Source organism: Proteus sp. GOKU, from assembly GCF_015475555.1.
Classification (GTDB): domain Bacteria; phylum Pseudomonadota; class Gammaproteobacteria; order Enterobacterales; family Enterobacteriaceae; genus Proteus; species Proteus mirabilis_B.
The window spans coordinates 1,183,185-1,200,350 of sequence record NZ_CP034105.1 but is presented as its reverse complement, the minus strand read 5'-3'; the positions used below and the strand labels follow the sequence as shown (position 1 = coordinate 1,200,350).

Below are 17,166 nucleotides of genomic sequence, written 5' to 3'. Positions count from 1 at the left end.
CAAAGTGTTTTTCAAGATACTACCCAACATCTTATTATCAATTTTTACAGTGATAAGGAGATCATAATTCCCCTTTAATCGTCATTTTGATGTTCTAACATAATAAAAAGATATACTTTACTATCAAAGCGCTTCCCTCCCCTCTTTTTTAACGCATCCATTAACATGTTTAAAAGTCTATCTCCTTAGTAAAAATCAGTGTTACAGCGTGATCCTTGTATAAATTTAAAGCTAATTATTACGATATTTATAGAAGTACCTATATTGAAAACCGTACAAAATAAGTGTTCATTTTTTCTTGTGAACACTCTTTTTTACTAAAAACATGCATTTAAAATATTATTTTTAACAATTCAGGGTATCTATTCATAGCTTATATCATTACTTTTAGACGCCACAAGAAAGTTAATAAATAGAAAAATGATGTTTCGTATACAGATCAATTTTCAAAAAAGACAATATAAAACAGATTATTAGAATAAATTCAGGTGGGGTATTAATGCGTTAATGACAATAATAGCTATTGATATAGCCTTTTAAATGAAACTAGAAATAAAAAATGCCAGCTCCTTTTTTAGAAACTGGCATTCTAGATAGTATCAATCCGAAATTATTAACAGAATTGTTACTTACTTGATCAGTGATTTAATCGCTTCACCGATATCTGCTAAGCTACGGACTGTTTTAACACCTGCAGCTTCAAGGGCAGCGAATTTCTCATCCGCTGTACCTTTACCACCAGCAATAATTGCACCCGCATGTCCCATACGTTTGCCTTTAGGCGCTGTTACACCAGCGATATAACCGACGACAGGCTTAGTGACATGATCCTTGATATAAGCAGCCGCTTCTTCTTCTGCTGTGCCACCAATTTCACCGATCATCACAATCGCTTCTGTTTGTGGATCTTCTTGGAATAATTTCAGAATATCAATAAAGTTAGAACCCGGAATTGGGTCACCACCAATACCAACACAGGTTGATTGACCTAAACCAACATCTGTTGTTTGCTTAACAGCTTCATAAGTTAATGTACCTGAACGAGATACAATACCTACTTTACCCGGTAAGTGAATATGACCAGGCATAATACCAATCTTACATTCACCCGGAGTGATAACACCTGGACAGTTAGGACCAATCATACGCACGCCAGCTTCATCTAATTTAACTTTAACAGTCAGCATATCCAGTGTAGGAATACCTTCTGTAATAGTAATAATTAGTTTAATGCCTGCATCAATCGCTTCTAAGATTGAATCTTTACAAAATGGTGCAGGTACATAGATAACTGTCGCAGTTGCACCAGTTGCTTCAACGGCTTCACGTACTGTATTGAATACAGGTAAACCTAAGTGCGTAGTACCGCCTTTACCCGGCGTAACACCACCAACCATTTGCGTACCGTAAGCAATAGCTTGCTCAGAGTGGAATGTTCCTTGGCTACCAGTAAAGCCTTGGCAAATTACTTTGGTGTTTTTATCAATTAAAATAGACATTATTTTGCCTCCGCTGCTGCAACAACTTGTTTCGCGGCATCCGTTAAGCTTTTAGCAGCAATAATATTTAATCCACTATCTGCTAATTTTTTGGTGCCTAACTCTGCATTGTTTCCTTCAAGACGAACAACCACAGGAACATTAACGCCAACTTCTTCAACTGCGCCAATAATACCGTCTGCGATTAAGTCACAACGAACAATACCGCCGAAAATGTTGACTAATACAGCACTGACATTTTCATCTGACAAAATAATCTTAAATGCTTCAGTTACGCGCTCTTTTGTTGCACCACCACCTACATCGAGGAAGTTTGCAGGCTCGCCACCGTGAAGTTTAACGATATCCATTGTACCCATCGCTAAACCTGCACCATTAACCATACAGCCAATGTTGCCATCTAATGCAACGTAGTTCAGTTCCCATTGTGCCGCTTGTGCTTCACGAGGATCTTCTTGTGATGGATCGTGCATTTCACGCATTTCTGGCTGACGATACAACGCGTTGCTATCTACGCCTAATTTGCCATCAAGACAAATCAGATCGTCTTCTTTAGTAATAACCAGTGGGTTAATTTCGATTAAAGCGAGATCACGCTCTAAGAAAATAGAGGCTAATCCCATAAAGATTTTAGCGAATTGACTAACTTGCTTGCCTTTTAAACCCAGTTTAAATGCTAATTCTCTTCCCTGATAAGGCATTGGGCCTGTCAGTGGATCAATAATTGCGCGATGAATAAGTTCTGGCGTTTCTTCAGCCACTTTCTCAATTTCAACGCCGCCTTCTGTTGATGCCATAAAGACAACGCGACGGGTACCACGGTCAACAACCGCACCAAGATAAAGCTCTTTAGCGATATCGGTTGCTGCTTCAACCAAAATCTGTGTAACAGGCTGACCGTTAGCGTCTGTTTGATAAGTGACTAAACGTTTGCCTAACCATTGTTCAGCAAATGCGCGGATCTCTTCTTTAGATTTAACGACTTTTACGCCGCCCGCTTTACCACGTCCACCCGCGTGAACCTGACATTTCACGACCCAAGGGCCTTGACCGATTTTTGATGCAGCTTCTTCTGCCTCGCGCGGTGTGGAGCAGGCGAAACCAGCAGGTGCTGGTAATCCATACCGTGTGAAAAGCTGTTTTGCCTGATACTCGTGTAAATTCATGATGTTCTATCCATAATCTTGTTGAAAGTCGGGCTTTCTTATTTTTTTGACTATAAGCCAGAGAAATCTGGCTTCACGAACACACTGTACTTCTTTGATGCTTGTGTCTGTTGCTAAGTAGGCAGGAGGAGCATCTCCTGCCTAAAAGCGATATTTATTACCTATACATCCAGTAATAAACGAGCTGGATCTTCTAGCATCTCTTTAACGGTTACTAAGAAACCGACAGACTCACGACCATCAATTAAACGGTGGTCATAAGACAGAGCCAGATACATCATTGGTAGAATAACAACCTGACCGTCTACTGCCATTGGGCGATCTTTAATTGCATGCATCCCTAAAATGGCACTTTGTGGTGGGTTGATAATCGGAGTTGACATTAATGAACCGAAAACACCGCCGTTTGTGATAGTGAAGTTACCGCCAGTTAAGTCTTCAACAGTTAACTTACCATCACGACCTTTTACAGCTAACGCTTTGATGTTTTTCTCAATATCCGCCATGCTCATTGCATCTGCATCACGTAATACTGGTGTTACCAGACCACGAGGTGTTGATACTGCAATACTGATATCGAAGTAGTTGTGATAAACCACATCAGTGCCATCAATAGAAGCATTCACTTCTGGATAGCGTTTCAGTGCTTCAACAACCGCTTTAATGTAGAAAGACATAAAGCCTAAACGTACACCGTGGCGTTTTTCGAATGCTTCGCCATACTGAGCACGTAAATCTTTGATTGGCTGCATGTTGATTTCGTTAAACGTTGTCAACATTGCAGTGGTGTTTTTCGCTTCTAGTAAGCGCTCTGCTACACGTTTACGTAAACGTGTCATTGGTACACGTTTTTCGCTACGGTGAGATAACAGAGCTTGAGGAACTTCTGCTACCGGTTGTGTCGTTGATTTATTCGCAACATGGCCTTCGATATCTTGGCGAGTTAAACGTCCGCCTACACCACTGCCTTTCACATCCGCAGGGTTAATATCGTGTTCAGCCACTAAGCGACGAGCCGTTGGACTTAATGCATCGTTATTGCCTTTTTCAGCAATATCAGCACTTTGACGCTGTGCTGGAGTGCTATCTTGAGCTGGTTTCACATCAGCAGGAATGCCTGTGCTATCACCTAAACGAATGCGACCTAGTAATTGGCGTGAACCAACAGTAGCACCTTCTTCTTCAAGAATACTTTCTAAAACACCTGCTTCACTTGCAGGTACTTCTAAAACAACTTTATCTGTTTCGATTTCAACCAGCACTTCATCGCGTTGAATGCTATCACCAGGTTTTTTATGCCAAGTTGCGACCGATGCGTCAGCAACTGATTCAGGGAGATCCGGTACTAGAATATCTACACTACTCATTTTCTATCCTTATTTATTCAACTTTCAGTGCGTCTTCAACCAGAGCTTTTTGTTGCTCCTGATGAACAGAGGTATAACCAACTGCTGGAGAGGCTGATGCAGGGCGTCCTGCATAACGTAATGTTGCGCCAGCTGGAATAGCATCACGGAAGTTATGCTGACTACAGTACCAAGCACCTTGATTCAGAGGCTCTTCTTGACACCAAATAAACTCTTTTACATGAGCATAAGGTGCGAGAATTTGCGCAATATCTTCGTGTGGGAATGGATACAGTTGTTCAATACGAATAATGGCAACGTTGTTTTGCTCATTAGCACGACGTTGTTCTAATAAATCGTAGTAAACCTTACCGGAACACATCACAACACGTTTCACATCAGCAGGTTTTAAATCATCCATTTCACCAATGACAGGTAAGAATTTACCATTTGCTAATTCATCCAATTCAGAAACCGCTAATGGATGACGTAACAGTGACTTTGGTGACATTACGATAAGTGGGCGACGCATACCACGTAACGCTTGACGGCGTAACATATGGTAAACCTGAGCCGGAGTTGATGGCACACAAACCTGCATATTTTGTTCTGCACACAGTTGCAGATAACGTTCTAAACGTGCAGAGGAGTGCTCTGGGCCTTGACCTTCATAACCGTGTGGTAACAGCATAACTAAACCACACATACGACCCCATTTTTGCTCACCAGAGCTAATAAATTGGTCGATAACGACTTGAGCAACGTTTGCGAAGTCACCAAATTGTGCTTCCCAAATTGTTAACCCACGAGGTTCCGTTGTGGCATAACCATATTCAAATGCAAGTACGGCTTCTTCTGTTAATACAGAATCCCAGACATTAAATTGTCCTTGAGCATTATGAATATTGGCTAATGGTACATAAACAGAACCATTTGTTTGGTTATGAATAACAGCATGACGATGGAAGAATGTACCACGTCCCGCATCTTCGCCAGAAAGACGAATGGTGATACCTTGGTCAACTAAAGTCGCATACGCTAATGTTTCTGCCGCACCCCAATCGAGTAGTTTCTCACCTTCAGCCATAACAGCACGGTCAGCATAAATTTTCTCAACACGAGATTGCATCACGATTTCTGAAGGAACGGTACTCACACGACGCGCTAAATCTTGTAAACGCGCTTTTTCTACTTTATGTGGGTACTCTTCATTCCATTCATGATTCAAATACGGTTCCCATGTGTAAGAATGCAGACCCATAGGGCGGTATTCTTCAACAACACAATCACCACGATCCAGCGCATCACGATAAAGATTAACCAGTTCAGTCACATCATTGGCATCAAGTAGTGATTGAGCAACCAGTTTATCCGCATAAATTTTACGTGGTGTTGGATGTTTTTTGATTTTTTGATACATCAGAGGCTGAGTCGCATTTGGCTCATCCGCTTCGTTGTGGCCATGACGACGGTAACAAACGAGATCAATCATAACATCGCGTTTAAAGGTATTACGGAAATCCAATGCTAAGCGAGTCACAAAAGCTACCGCTTCAGGATCATCTGCATTAACGTGGAAAATTGGCGCCTGAACCATTTTCACAATATCAGTACAATATTGTGTTGAACGGGCATCTTTTGGATTTGAAGTCGTAAAACCAACTTGGTTATTGATAACAATACGAACTGTACCACCTACTTCATAACCACGCGCTTGAGACATGTTCAAGGTTTCTTGTACAACACCTTGACCTGTCACTGCCGCATCACCATGAATAGTGATAGGAAGAACCATATTGCTACGCGCTTCATCTAAGCGATCACGACGAGCACGAACAGAACCAATTACAACTGGGCTAACAATCTCTAGGTGAGATGGGTTAAAGGCTAATGCGAGATGGACTTGAGCCCCTTCAGTCGCAAAATCAGATGAGAAACCTTGGTGATATTTAACGTCACCGGTTCCCAAATGTTCTTTATGAATACCCGCAAATTCATCAAATAAATCAGCCGGTTTTTTACCTAGGATATTAACCAGAACGTTTAAACGTCCGCGGTGCGCCATGCCAAGAACCACTTCACGAGTGTCTTGTTTACCTGCATGGCGAATTAAATCTTTTAACATCGGAACTAATGCATCACCACCTTCTAAAGAGAAGCGTTTTGCACCCGGGAATTTCGCACCTAAATAGCGCTCTAAACCTTCAGCTGCTGTTAGCTCTGTCAGGAAGCGTAACTTTTCTTCTTTAGTGAATTGGTCTGCAACATTCACTGATTCTAAACGTTGTTGTAGCCAGCGTTTTTCTTCAGTATTAGTGATATGCATATATTCAGCACCGATTGAACCACAGTAAATGCGTTTCAGTGCTTCATATAAATCACCTAATTTCATCGTTTCTTTGCCGATAGCAAAGGAGCCGACGTTGAAGGTTTCTTCAAAGTCTTCTTTAGTTAGATTATGGAAAGCAGGATCTAAATCTGGAACAGATTCTTGTTTCCATAAACCAAGCGGGTCGAGATTAGCGTTTTGGTGACCACGAAAACGGAAGGCATTGATGAGCTGCAAAACTTTAACTTGTTTTGAGTCCATTGCCGGATCGCTTACCGAGGTATGATATCGAGTGGATTCTTTTGCGAGGCGTCTGAAGTAGTCGCGGGTTTGAGAATGCGACTGTTCTATGCCTTGACTTGCGGGCAGTTGTTGAAAAATCTCTCTCCAACTTTCGTCAACAGAGTTTGGGTCAGTTAGGTAATCTTCATAGATATCTTCTATGTAAGACTGATTCTCTCCTGCTAGAAAAGTTGATTCTAGCCAGTCCTTCATTGCGCCGTTCTGCATTATGATCCCTTAAGCTATACAGCTTTAGTTCGCCGTGGATAACTAATACCGTGATTAAACGGTGTCGATTGCAAGGTTCTCTTATGACCCGCTATCTCGCAGGTTCTTTAAATATGGAGCTTTAGCTCTCAAGGAACCTTTAAGCACTGTCTTACAGTGTTTAAAGGTGCCTTACTATTTTTACCGCAAACGTCTAACTTAGTTTTTCCATTAACCGCCCTAACTATTTTAGGGCGGTTATTATTTTATGCACTACGTTTTAACAACATTGACTTAATATGACCAATCGCTTTTGTTGGATTGAGTCCTTTAGGACATACGCTGACACAGTTCATGATGCCATGACAACGGAACACACTGAACGCATCGTTAAGATCATCAAGACGAGATTCAGTCTCTGTATCACGACTATCAATCAAGAAACGATAAGCCGCTAACAATCCAGCTGGCCCGATAAACTTATCTGGATTCCACCAGAATGACGGGCAAGAGGTTGAACAACAAGCACAAAGGATACAATCGTAAAGTCCATCAAGCTTTTCACGCTGTTCTGGTGACTGTAAGTTCTCACGAGCAGGAGGATTTTTGCCATTATTAATTAAATACGGACGAATTTTCTCATACTGTGTATAGAACTGAGTCATATCCACTATTAAATCACGAATTACTGGTAAACCGGGTAACGGTCTGATCACAATTTTCTTACTTCCTTTCTGTAAAGATGAAATAGGTGTGATACAAGCCAAACCATTTTTACCATTCATGTTCACGCCATCAGAGCCGCAAACACCTTCACGACAAGAACGACGGAACGATAAGGTAGGATCTTTTTCCTTTAATTGAATTAATGCATCCAACAGCATCATGTCACGCCCTTCAGGAACTTCGAGGGTGTAATCTTGCATATGCGGCGCATTATCAACGTCGGGATTGTAACGATAAATCGAAAATTCAAGTTTCATATTTAAGTCTCCGCAACTTCAATAACACCGCTAATTAATATGTACGCACTTTTGGTGGGAAGGCTTCACGCAGTTTCGGCTGCATATTGACTTCACGTCGTGTCATTGTTTCGGTTTGCGGTTGATATAATGTATGGCATAACCAGTTCGCATCATCACGCTCTGGGAAATCGAAACGGCTATGAGCACCACGGCTTTCTGTACGGAAGTTTGCAGACACCGCAGTGGCATAAGCAGTTTCCATCAGGTTGTCCAATTCTAAGCATTCAATACGCTGTGTATTAAACTCACTTGAATTATCATCCAGTCGTGCGTTTTGTAAGCGCTCACGAATAACTTTCAGTTCTTCTAAGCCTTTTGCCATTGCATCGCCTTCACGGAATACCGAGAAGTTATGTTGCATACAAGATTGCAGAGCTTTACGGATTTCAACTGGATCTTCACCAGAACGGTTGTTTTCCCAGCGATTTAAGCGTGTTAATGCCGCTTCAACATCAGAATCGCTCGCATCACGCATTGTGCCTTGTTCCATCAGTGACTCTTTTAAGTGAACCCCTGCTGAACGACCAAATACCACTAGGTCTAACAATGAGTTACCACCTAAACGGTTTGCACCATGAACAGATACACAAGCAATTTCACCGACTGCGAACAATCCAGGAATAACAACATCTTCGCCTTTCTCGTTCACACGAATAGCTTGACCCGTTACTTTTGTTGGAATACCCCCCATCATATAGTGACAAGTAGGTATAACAGGAATTGGTTCTTTAACTGGGTCAACGTGTGCGAAAGTACGAGAAAGATCAAGAATACCCGGTAAACGAGACTCAAGAACCTCTTTACCCAGATGGTCTAGTTTCAATTTCGCATGAGGACCCCAAGGGCCATCACAACCACGACCTTCACGAATTTCAATCATGATTGAACGTGCAACCACATCACGACCAGCAAGGTCTTTGGCGTTTGGTGCATAACGTTCCATAAAGCGTTCACCGTCTTTATTCAACAGATATCCGCCTTCACCACGACAACCTTCGGTCACCAACACGCCCGCACCCGCAATACCTGTTGGATGGAATTGCCACATTTCCATATCTTGCAGAGGAACACCTGCGCGAACCGCCATACCTACACCATCACCGGTGTTGATATGCGCATTTGTGGTTGACTGGTAAATACGACCTGCACCACCAGTCGCTAAAATTGTCGCGTTTGCTTTGAAATAAACGACTTCACCCGTTTCGATGCAAATTGCAGTACAACCGACAATATCGCCATCTTGATTTTTCACTAGATCCAGTGAATACCACTCTGAAAAGATGGTTGTGTGATTTTTCAAATTTTGCTGATAGAGGGTATGTAATAATGCATGCCCAGTACGGTCAGCGGCGGCAGCTGTTCGTGCGGCTTGTTCACCACCAAAGTTTTTTGACTGACCACCAAATGGACGTTGATAAATACGGCCATCATCTAGACGAGAAAATGGAAGTCCCATATGTTCCAGCTCTAAAATTGCTTCAGGGCCGGTTTTACACATATATTCGATAGCGTCTTGGTCACCAATATAGTCGGAACCTTTTACCGTATCGTACATGTGCCATTCCCAGTTATCCTCATGGGTATTACCTAGTGCAACAGTAATACCACCTTGAGCGGAAACAGTATGAGAACGAGTAGGAAAAACTTTAGAAATCAGTGCACAAGACAGACCCATTTGAGAAATCTGTAAAGCGGCACGCATACCTGCACCACCCGCACCAATAACAACAGCATCAAACTCTCTTACTGGCAGATTCATTACACACCCCACACCACAATTGTTCCATAAATAAGATAAACCAACAGCGCAACAACAATAATCAGTTGTAAAGTCAGGCGTAATGCCAGCGGTTTAATATAGTCCGTTAACACTTGCCACATTCCGATCCACGCGTGAATAAGAATCGAAAGCAAGGTCAAGATGGTGAACACTTTGGTTAAGGATGAGCTAAAGAATCCGCGCCATACCTCATAGGTTATTTCTGTTGTAGCAATAAATCCCACAAGATAAAGAACATATAAAACGATAATAATGGCTGAGGCACGAAGGAATAACCAATCCTGTATGCCAGTACGGCCTAAAGTAGAAGAATTACTTACCATACTAATACCCCCGCCAATATTGATAAAATAACGGTAATAACCATTGATGCAGCCGCTGAATTGCGACCTACAATCAAGGTTTCATCAATAAAGCCGAAGTCCATTAACATATGACGAATACCACCACAAATGTGATACGCCAATGCCGTTAGGATGCCCCACAAAATAAATTTCGCGAAGAAGCCAGTCATAATTTCAGCAGCTTGCTGAAATCCTTCAGGAGAGGAGAGAGAGGTGCCAAGTAACCACAGTAAGATGCCAACTGCGACTAACATGATAACCCCAGAGACACGATGCAAGATCGATGCGATAGCAGGGAGTGGAAACTGTATCGTCTGTAAATCCAGATTGACAGGTCTTTGTTTTTTCACAATTTATGCCCACACAGCTTTTATAATTTTTCCTTCCTCCGGACCTGGATGGAAATCAAACAGCGAATGGGGTACAAAGGCACATTTTAAGTAAAATGTTAAATCCGTCTATTTTACAAAAAGTGTGGATTCGTTACGCTGGTTCTCCATACAACAACGGTTCCGGAGACCTGCGCGCAGTATAAGTGCTTCACAAACTTATTACAATTACCACACAACTTGTGTGCCCGACATTTGCCTCGAACAGTGAGAGGGATCACTATTTAATACATCTGATGCAAAAATGATTATCATTTTTGACACATACACAACATTTTTCTTACATTTACTGCATTATTTTAATGTTTATGTTTTTTTTGTGCGCAAACACGCTTCCAGAAACCTCAAACTTATGTAAAAGTGATAGCAGTACTAATTCTAAGTGCATTGCATAAAAAAGCACCTAAAAAAACATAACATCAAAAGCTCCTTAACATAAGTGACACACTATAGACCTAGACATTACGGGCATTAAATAAAACTCGGCTGGGTACCTTACATCAACTATAGTTTCACTATCGAAGTGCATCTTTATGAAGATACCCTCGACTTTGTTAGGAGACATATAAGCGCTAAGGAGATTATAAATGGCTGATAACAAAGCTAAGCTAACGATTGCTGAAACATCTGTAGACTTGGACGTTCTATCCCCTACACTCGGTTCCAAAGTTATTGATATTCGTACTCTCGGCTCCAAAGGTTATTACACCTATGATCCCGGCTTTACCTCAACCGCCTCTTGTGAGTCAAAAATCACTTTTATTGATGGTGATAACGGTATCTTACTTCACCGTGGTTTCCCTATCGGGCAATTAGCGACTGAATCAACATACTTGGAAGTCTGTTATATCCTGCTGTACGGTGAAGCACCGACACAGGAGCAATACGATAAATTTAAAACCACAGTAACTCGTCACACCATGATCCATGAACAAATTACTCGACTGTTCAATGGCTTCCGTCGTGACTCGCACCCAATGGCAGTACTGTGTGGTGTTACAGGGGCTTTAGCTGCGTTCTATCACGATGCATTGGATGTTAGTAATCCAGTTCACCGCGATATCACGGCTTATCGCCTACTATCAAAAATGCCAACAGTGGCAGCGATGTGTTACAAATACTCGATTGGTCAACCTTTCGTTTATCCAAGAAATGACCTCTCCTATGCTGGTAACTTCTTGCATATGATGTTTGCAACACCATGCGAAGAGTATGTCGTTAACCCAGTACTTGAACGCGCAATGGATAGAATTTTCATCCTTCACGCCGATCACGAGCAAAATGCGTCAACCTCAACTGTACGTACTGCGGGCTCTTCTGGTGCAAATCCATTTGCCTGTATCGCGGCGGGTATCGCGTCACTATGGGGACCTGCTCACGGTGGTGCTAACGAAGCTTGTCTGCGTATGCTGGAAGAGATCAAAACGGTTGAACACATTCCTGAATTTATTAAACGCGCAAAAGATAAAAATGACTCCTTCCGTTTAATGGGCTTTGGTCACCGTGTTTACAAAAACTACGACCCTCGTGCAACAGTAATGCGTGAAACCTGTCATGAAGTGTTAAAAGAATTAAACCTCAATGACAGCTTGCTTGAAGTGGCAATGGAATTAGAACGTATTGCTCTAAACGACCCGTATTTTATTGAGAAAAAACTGTACCCTAACGTTGACTTCTACTCTGGTATTATCCTGAAAGCGTTAGGTATTCCATCCAATATGTTTACTGTTATTTTTGCTATTGCACGTACAATTGGCTGGATCGCTCACTGGAATGAAATGCATGAAGATGGTCTAAAAATTGCGCGTCCTCGTCAGCTTTATACCGGTTATGATGAGCGCGATTTCAAAAGTGAAATTAAAAAGAAATAATTGATTTTTATTAATTATTTATCTTGCTAAGCCCCGTTTAAGTCGGGGCTTTATGTTTTAAAATTATCGATAAAATTCAATCAGCTTTTCAAATATTCTTGCGGTGTTTGCCCTGTCATTTTTTTGAAAAAGGTAATAAAGGCACTGTCACTGGCAAATCCTAATATCTGGCTAATATCAATATAGCGATGGTGGGTAGCTAATAATTCAATGGCTTTCATTAATCGCCACTGTTGACGCCATTGTTGATAACTCAGTCCCGTCTCTTTGTAAAATAAGCGTGTGATCGTTTTTTCACTCGCCCCTACATACTTTGCCATTTCTTGTAGTGCTGGCGGTAAATCATCAAAGGATAAACGACTTAGCCGTCTATCTTTAGGCATAAATAAATGATTAGGTTGCCGCGGTGCTTGAGCGATTTCATCAAAAAAAACGGCCAATAAATTTGCGTAGCGCCCTTCTTCCCATTGAGTATCAAAATCAGCAATAGAAATTCGTTCTAATATTTCTCGTAAAAGAGGTGAAATCGTTAAGATCTCGCTCTCATTTGGAAAATTATCATGAAATTTATCACTAATATAAACAGAACGATATCCAACAGAGGCATACATTTCGACTCGATGTTCAAGTCTCGGAGGGATCCACGCAATCCTCATGGGAGGTAATACAGAAACACGAGAAGCCAAAGTAATTCGCATACACCCTGACTGCGTGAATAATAACTGCCCTCTATCATGAGAATGAAACCCTGAGTCGTGCTTTCCCATTTCTGCCGCAATACCAACGACTGATGCAAGATGCTCTTCTGGCACAAAGTGGTCGTATTGATTAAGCCAAGCCATCACTTGTCCTATTTGAAAAATAATATGTCTTTATGTTTATAACAAGACATTCATTATCTCTGTATTCTGTTCATCAAGATTTAAGGATGTAGGATAAAAAAGATGAACAAAAAACTCTCTTTATGGTTAGCAATTGCGTTAATGATGTTTCCACAAATTGCAGAAACCATTTATAGCCCAGCACTTACTGATATTGCAAACGGCTTTCATGTCGGTGCAAATGAAGCTGGACAAACACTTTCGCTCTATTTCTTTGCGTTTGCATTGGGCGTCATTATATGGGGTCGATTATGCGATGTCATTGGTCGTCGTCCGACAATGTTAGCTGGATTGTTTATTTATGCAGTTGCTTGTCTTGGCGTTTTTATGACACAAGATTTTTCAGTATTACTTGGATTGCGTATGCTTTCTGCTTTTGGTGCGGCGGTAGGCTCAGTAGGCACACAAACTATTATGCGTGATGTATATAGTGGCGATGAACTAGCTAAAGTTTTCTCTGTGATGGGAGCGGCTATTGCCCTAAGCCCAGCAATTGGTATGTTAAGTGGCTCATTATTAGTGAGTTATGCTGGTTACCAAGGTGTGTTTAGTGGTCTTGCCCTCCTTGCTGTGATTTTACTGTTATGGAGTACTTTTACATTACCTGAAAGTCGCCCTGAAACAATAAAAACAGCACCGTTAGGAGAAACTGCAATAAAAATGCTTAAGGATAAGCAAATTGCTAAAACAGTATTATTAATAGCTTTTTTTAATATCAGCCTTTTTGCCTATTATCAGTTAGCACCTTTTATGTTTGATAAACAAGGCTATAGCGCAAGCACCTTTGGTTATAGCGGTATTGTATTAGCAATAGGTGTCGGTATTGGTTCTTATATTAATAAAGCACTCTTAAACCACCATTGGCAATGTGGAAAACTGGTTTTACTCGCGAGTTTTATTGCATTAGTTAGCGCCGTGGGTGTTTATTTATTACGTAACCACATTAGCTTTATTATTCCAATGATGACGAGTGTTGTTGCTTATGGCATTGCTATTCCAAATATCTTAGCCACAGCATTAGCACAATATAAAGACAGATTAGGTACTGCGGGGGCATTATTAGGCTTATTCTACTATTTGTTAATTGGTGGTGGGCTTGCACTTGCAGGATGGGGACAAAGCTTAGCAATCACTTTACTAATTTGTAGTCTAGGTTCATTGCTACTCTCTTTTTCTCGTCAAACGACAAAATAATAAACCCAAAAGAGCTCCTTATGTTTAATGTGAGCTCTTTTTATTTTGCTCTTTTTATATAAAATCAGGAGGTGTAGAGTTAAAAAATGAAAAATAAATAAGGATAAAATATGTCAAATGGAATAAGTGCCGCTCAAAAAAATCTTGAAAAAAAATTAGCCCTATATAATAACGAAAATAATCATTATCCACTTGAATTGCCTAAATTAACTCAACTTAAAGACACTCTCTTACCTAATAATATTTATGAGCACATTGTTCACTCATATAAAGAATTATTAAAAGAGATGAAGCAAAAGGCAATTAATGAGAAAAATTGGAATAAGCACTCTTCATTTGTTCATAAAAAGGCACAAGAGTCTTATGAAGAATTATCTCAATACAATGAAACCAGCCTGAAAAATATTTTAAATCAGCTTAATTCGCCTAAAGGCTCACTCAATGAATTAGATCGTGAAATTATTAAGTATGAAAATATTATTACAAACTTACCTGAATTCACGATTTTTCATCTTATTCGCTCAATAGATGATTATCTTAAACCTCAATATATGTCGAGTTATGCGATTAATCACTATAACGCTAAGCATATTTTCGAGCATATTGAATTACGTCATATTGAAGAGATCTTAATTCAGCGAAATTATTCTGATCCATCGCGTATTATCGCCAGTTTTTTTCTTGGACAATATGGTATTGAGGATTTATCAAAACCAGAGCAAATATGGCCTTTTTATTACCAACATCCCGAATATCTCGCAGAAGCCTTACAACTGATACCTAGTCAAAGTAATACTAATAATGACTTTTTTAGCCTTGATAATGCAATTCGTGTATTAAAAACCTACCCTGTTATTCCATCACAATTTATTCCTAAAATATTACAACTCGCTTTAGGTGATATACAAATTTATCGCTTTGATGCACAAGAGCTTATTGAAAAACTTCCTGAGCCTCACTTATTTATTCAAGAAGGTCTGACATCAAAGAAAAAAAATGCTCGAGTAATTGCAATAAATTGGCTAACTGAACTCAATAATCATGATGCTGTTCCAGCACTAGTCGCCTTATTAAAGACAGAAAATGACGAAGTTGTTCGCACGCTTTTAATTACTGCTCTAGAACATTTTGGTGAAGATATTTCAGATTTTCTCGATCCTCTTACTTTACTTGCAGAGGCTGAAATTGGCTTAAAAAATAAGATCCCAGATAATTTATCTTGGTTTGATTTTAATGCCGTACCTCAACTCACGTGGAAAAATGGTAAAGTCGTTGAACCTAAAATTATTCAATGGTGGATAGTGCTAGCAGTAAAATTAAAACTTCCAGCAGGTAATACGCTATTACACAACTATATCAATTTACTTTCATTGAAAAGCCAACAAGCTCTCGCCCAATTTTTGTTAATTAAGTTTATTACTCAAGATGTTGATACACCATCTGAAGATAAAGTTTATTTGAGTTCAGGATTATCTTATTCCGCCCCTATGTCAGCCATAAAAGAAAAAGGTATGTTAGGGCTTATTTTTGCCATTGAAGGCTATATTGCCGTACCTTTATTGCGAAATTATATGCGTGACCATTACGAGCGCCGAGCACAAATAGAAGCAATGATTGACGCTATTGGTGCAAGTAACGATCCAATTATTATTCAGTTTTTACTCTCTATTTCTCGTCGTTATCGTGCCGCATCTATTCAAGCTAAAGCACGACAATTAATTACCCAGATAGCACAACGTAATAATTGGACTGAAGATGAACTGGCAGATAGAACCATACCAACAGCAGGACTTGATGATTCAGGTGTACTGACTTTAGATTATGGTGAACGCACATTCACTGCAAAAATTAACGATAAACTGCAATTTGTCCTATTTAATACCGAGGGTAAAGTAATAAAAGCATTGCCAGCGCCTCGTGTTAATGATGACAGCACACTAATTAAAGAGACAAAAAAATACTTCACATCAAGTAAAAAAGAGTTAAAGCAGATCATCGAATCACAGACATTACGTTTATACGAAGCGATGTGTATTCAACGCCAATGGTTAAGTGCTGACTGGCAAGAATTTCTTCAAACTAATCCGATTATGCATAAATTAATGGAGCGATTAATTTGGCAAGAAATTAAAGATGACAAAGTCATTAATACATTTCGCCCTTCAAATGATGGTGCTTTATTAAATATCGAAGATGAAGAGATTACCTTACAAAGTGATTCGTCTCTGCGTTTAGCGCACCGTGTACTTTTAAATGAAGATGAAAAACATGCTTGGCTAGCACATTTTAAAGATTACAAAATGGCGTTTTTATTTTCCCAGATAGAGCATGACACACCAATATTAGAAGATAAGCAAACTCAGATCGCAGAGAAAAAAGGTTGGTTAACGGATGCCTATACCTTGAGAGGTGCCATGACAAAATTAGGCTATCAACGTGGTTCGGTAGAAGATGCAGGGTTTTATAACTGTTATTACAAATATTTTTCTGGCTTAGATCTCAGTGTCATTATCAACTTCAGTGGTAATTGTGTGCCAGAAGAAAATGTTACTGTCGCGCTATTAGAGCTAGTTTTTGAAAAAGGTCGCCAAAGTGGATTAGATAGACATAAATTAGCAATTAAAAATATCCCACCGATTTTATTGGCAGAAAGCTACGCTGAATACCTAAAAATTGCAGATGCCTGTGCTGGTTTTTCTCCTGATTGGGAAAAGAAATTACCTTGGTAGACACTATTCACTGATGATTTTCTTATCCCGTACTCAATTAAAAGTACGGGATTTTTTCTTACAATATTCAGCCCATCTTTTACTGTTAATTTTTTAATTAATTTAGCTAAGTGTTAACGCTTAT

At 40.1% G+C, this 17,166-nt stretch carries 12 protein-coding genes; 3 read left to right on the top strand and 9 right to left on the bottom strand.

Going from position 1 to position 17,166, the window contains the following annotated elements:
• Nucleotides 1–629: 629 nt before the first annotated feature.
• From sucD to sdhC, 8 genes are all read right to left on the bottom strand, one after another.
• Nucleotides 630–1,499, bottom strand: coding sequence for a succinate--CoA ligase subunit alpha (gene sucD / locus EHE21_RS05495; RefSeq protein ID WP_006537657.1), 870 nt, complete (start codon nucleotides 1,497–1,499; stop codon nucleotides 630–632).
• Entirely contained in the window at nucleotides 1,499–2,665 is a 1,167-nt protein-coding gene (gene sucC, locus EHE21_RS05490) for an ADP-forming succinate--CoA ligase subunit beta (RefSeq protein WP_075671649.1), read from the bottom strand. Before sucC ends, sucD begins: the two co-directional genes overlap by 1 nt.
• A gap of 161 nt (nucleotides 2,666–2,826) precedes the next feature.
• On the bottom strand, nucleotides 2,827–4,032 hold the full coding sequence (gene odhB, locus EHE21_RS05485; protein WP_088493413.1) for a 2-oxoglutarate dehydrogenase complex dihydrolipoyllysine-residue succinyltransferase: 1,206 nt from the start codon (nucleotides 4,030–4,032) through the stop codon (nucleotides 2,827–2,829).
• A gap of 13 nt (nucleotides 4,033–4,045) precedes the next feature.
• Nucleotides 4,046–6,850 carry a 2-oxoglutarate dehydrogenase E1 component gene (gene sucA, locus EHE21_RS05480; RefSeq protein ID WP_194952062.1) on the bottom strand — a complete coding sequence of 935 codons (2,805 nt, stop codon included), beginning with the start codon at nucleotides 6,848–6,850 and terminating at the stop codon, nucleotides 4,046–4,048.
• A gap of 245 nt (nucleotides 6,851–7,095) precedes the next feature.
• A complete protein-coding gene (locus EHE21_RS05475) occupies nucleotides 7,096–7,812 on the bottom strand; it encodes a succinate dehydrogenase iron-sulfur subunit (protein ID WP_006537662.1) in 717 nt (238 codons plus the stop codon).
• Between the two features lie 34 nt (nucleotides 7,813–7,846).
• Nucleotides 7,847–9,613, bottom strand: a complete 1,767-nt coding sequence (sdhA, locus tag EHE21_RS05470) for a succinate dehydrogenase flavoprotein subunit (RefSeq protein WP_023581183.1) — start codon at nucleotides 9,611–9,613, stop codon at nucleotides 7,847–7,849.
• Nucleotides 9,613–9,957, bottom strand: a complete 345-nt coding sequence (gene sdhD, locus EHE21_RS05465; protein WP_006537664.1) for a succinate dehydrogenase membrane anchor subunit — start codon at nucleotides 9,955–9,957, stop codon at nucleotides 9,613–9,615. The genes sdhA and sdhD overlap by 1 nt, the downstream gene beginning before the upstream one ends.
• Nucleotides 9,951–10,331 (bottom strand): succinate dehydrogenase cytochrome b556 subunit, encoded by a 381-nt coding sequence (gene sdhC / locus EHE21_RS05460; protein ID WP_129586864.1) that lies wholly within the window; start codon nucleotides 10,329–10,331, stop codon nucleotides 9,951–9,953. The genes sdhD and sdhC overlap by 7 nt, the downstream gene beginning before the upstream one ends.
• Nucleotides 10,332–10,954: 623 nt before the next feature.
• On the opposite strand from sdhC, the gene EHE21_RS05455 reads away from it, so the two are divergent.
• Nucleotides 10,955–12,238, top strand: a complete 1,284-nt coding sequence (locus EHE21_RS05455) for a citrate synthase (protein WP_194952061.1) — start codon at nucleotides 10,955–10,957, stop codon at nucleotides 12,236–12,238.
• An 80-nt stretch (nucleotides 12,239–12,318) separates the two neighbouring features.
• On the opposite strand, the gene EHE21_RS05450 is transcribed toward EHE21_RS05455, so the two are convergent.
• Complete coding sequence (locus EHE21_RS05450) at nucleotides 12,319–13,080, bottom strand: AraC family transcriptional regulator (RefSeq protein WP_194952060.1); 762 nt, start codon at nucleotides 13,078–13,080, stop codon at nucleotides 12,319–12,321.
• A 102-nt stretch (nucleotides 13,081–13,182) separates the two neighbouring features.
• On the opposite strand from EHE21_RS05450, the gene EHE21_RS05445 reads away from it, so the two are divergent.
• Both EHE21_RS05445 and EHE21_RS05440 read left to right on the top strand, forming a co-directional pair.
• Nucleotides 13,183–14,313, top strand: coding sequence for a multidrug effflux MFS transporter (locus EHE21_RS05445; protein ID WP_194952059.1), 1,131 nt, complete (start codon nucleotides 13,183–13,185; stop codon nucleotides 14,311–14,313).
• 110 nt (nucleotides 14,314–14,423) lie between these two features.
• Nucleotides 14,424–17,042: a DUF4132 domain-containing protein gene (locus tag EHE21_RS05440; protein ID WP_194952058.1), complete on the top strand. Its 2,619-nt coding sequence runs from the start codon at nucleotides 14,424–14,426 to the stop codon at nucleotides 17,040–17,042.
• Nucleotides 17,043–17,166 lie beyond the last annotated feature (124 nt).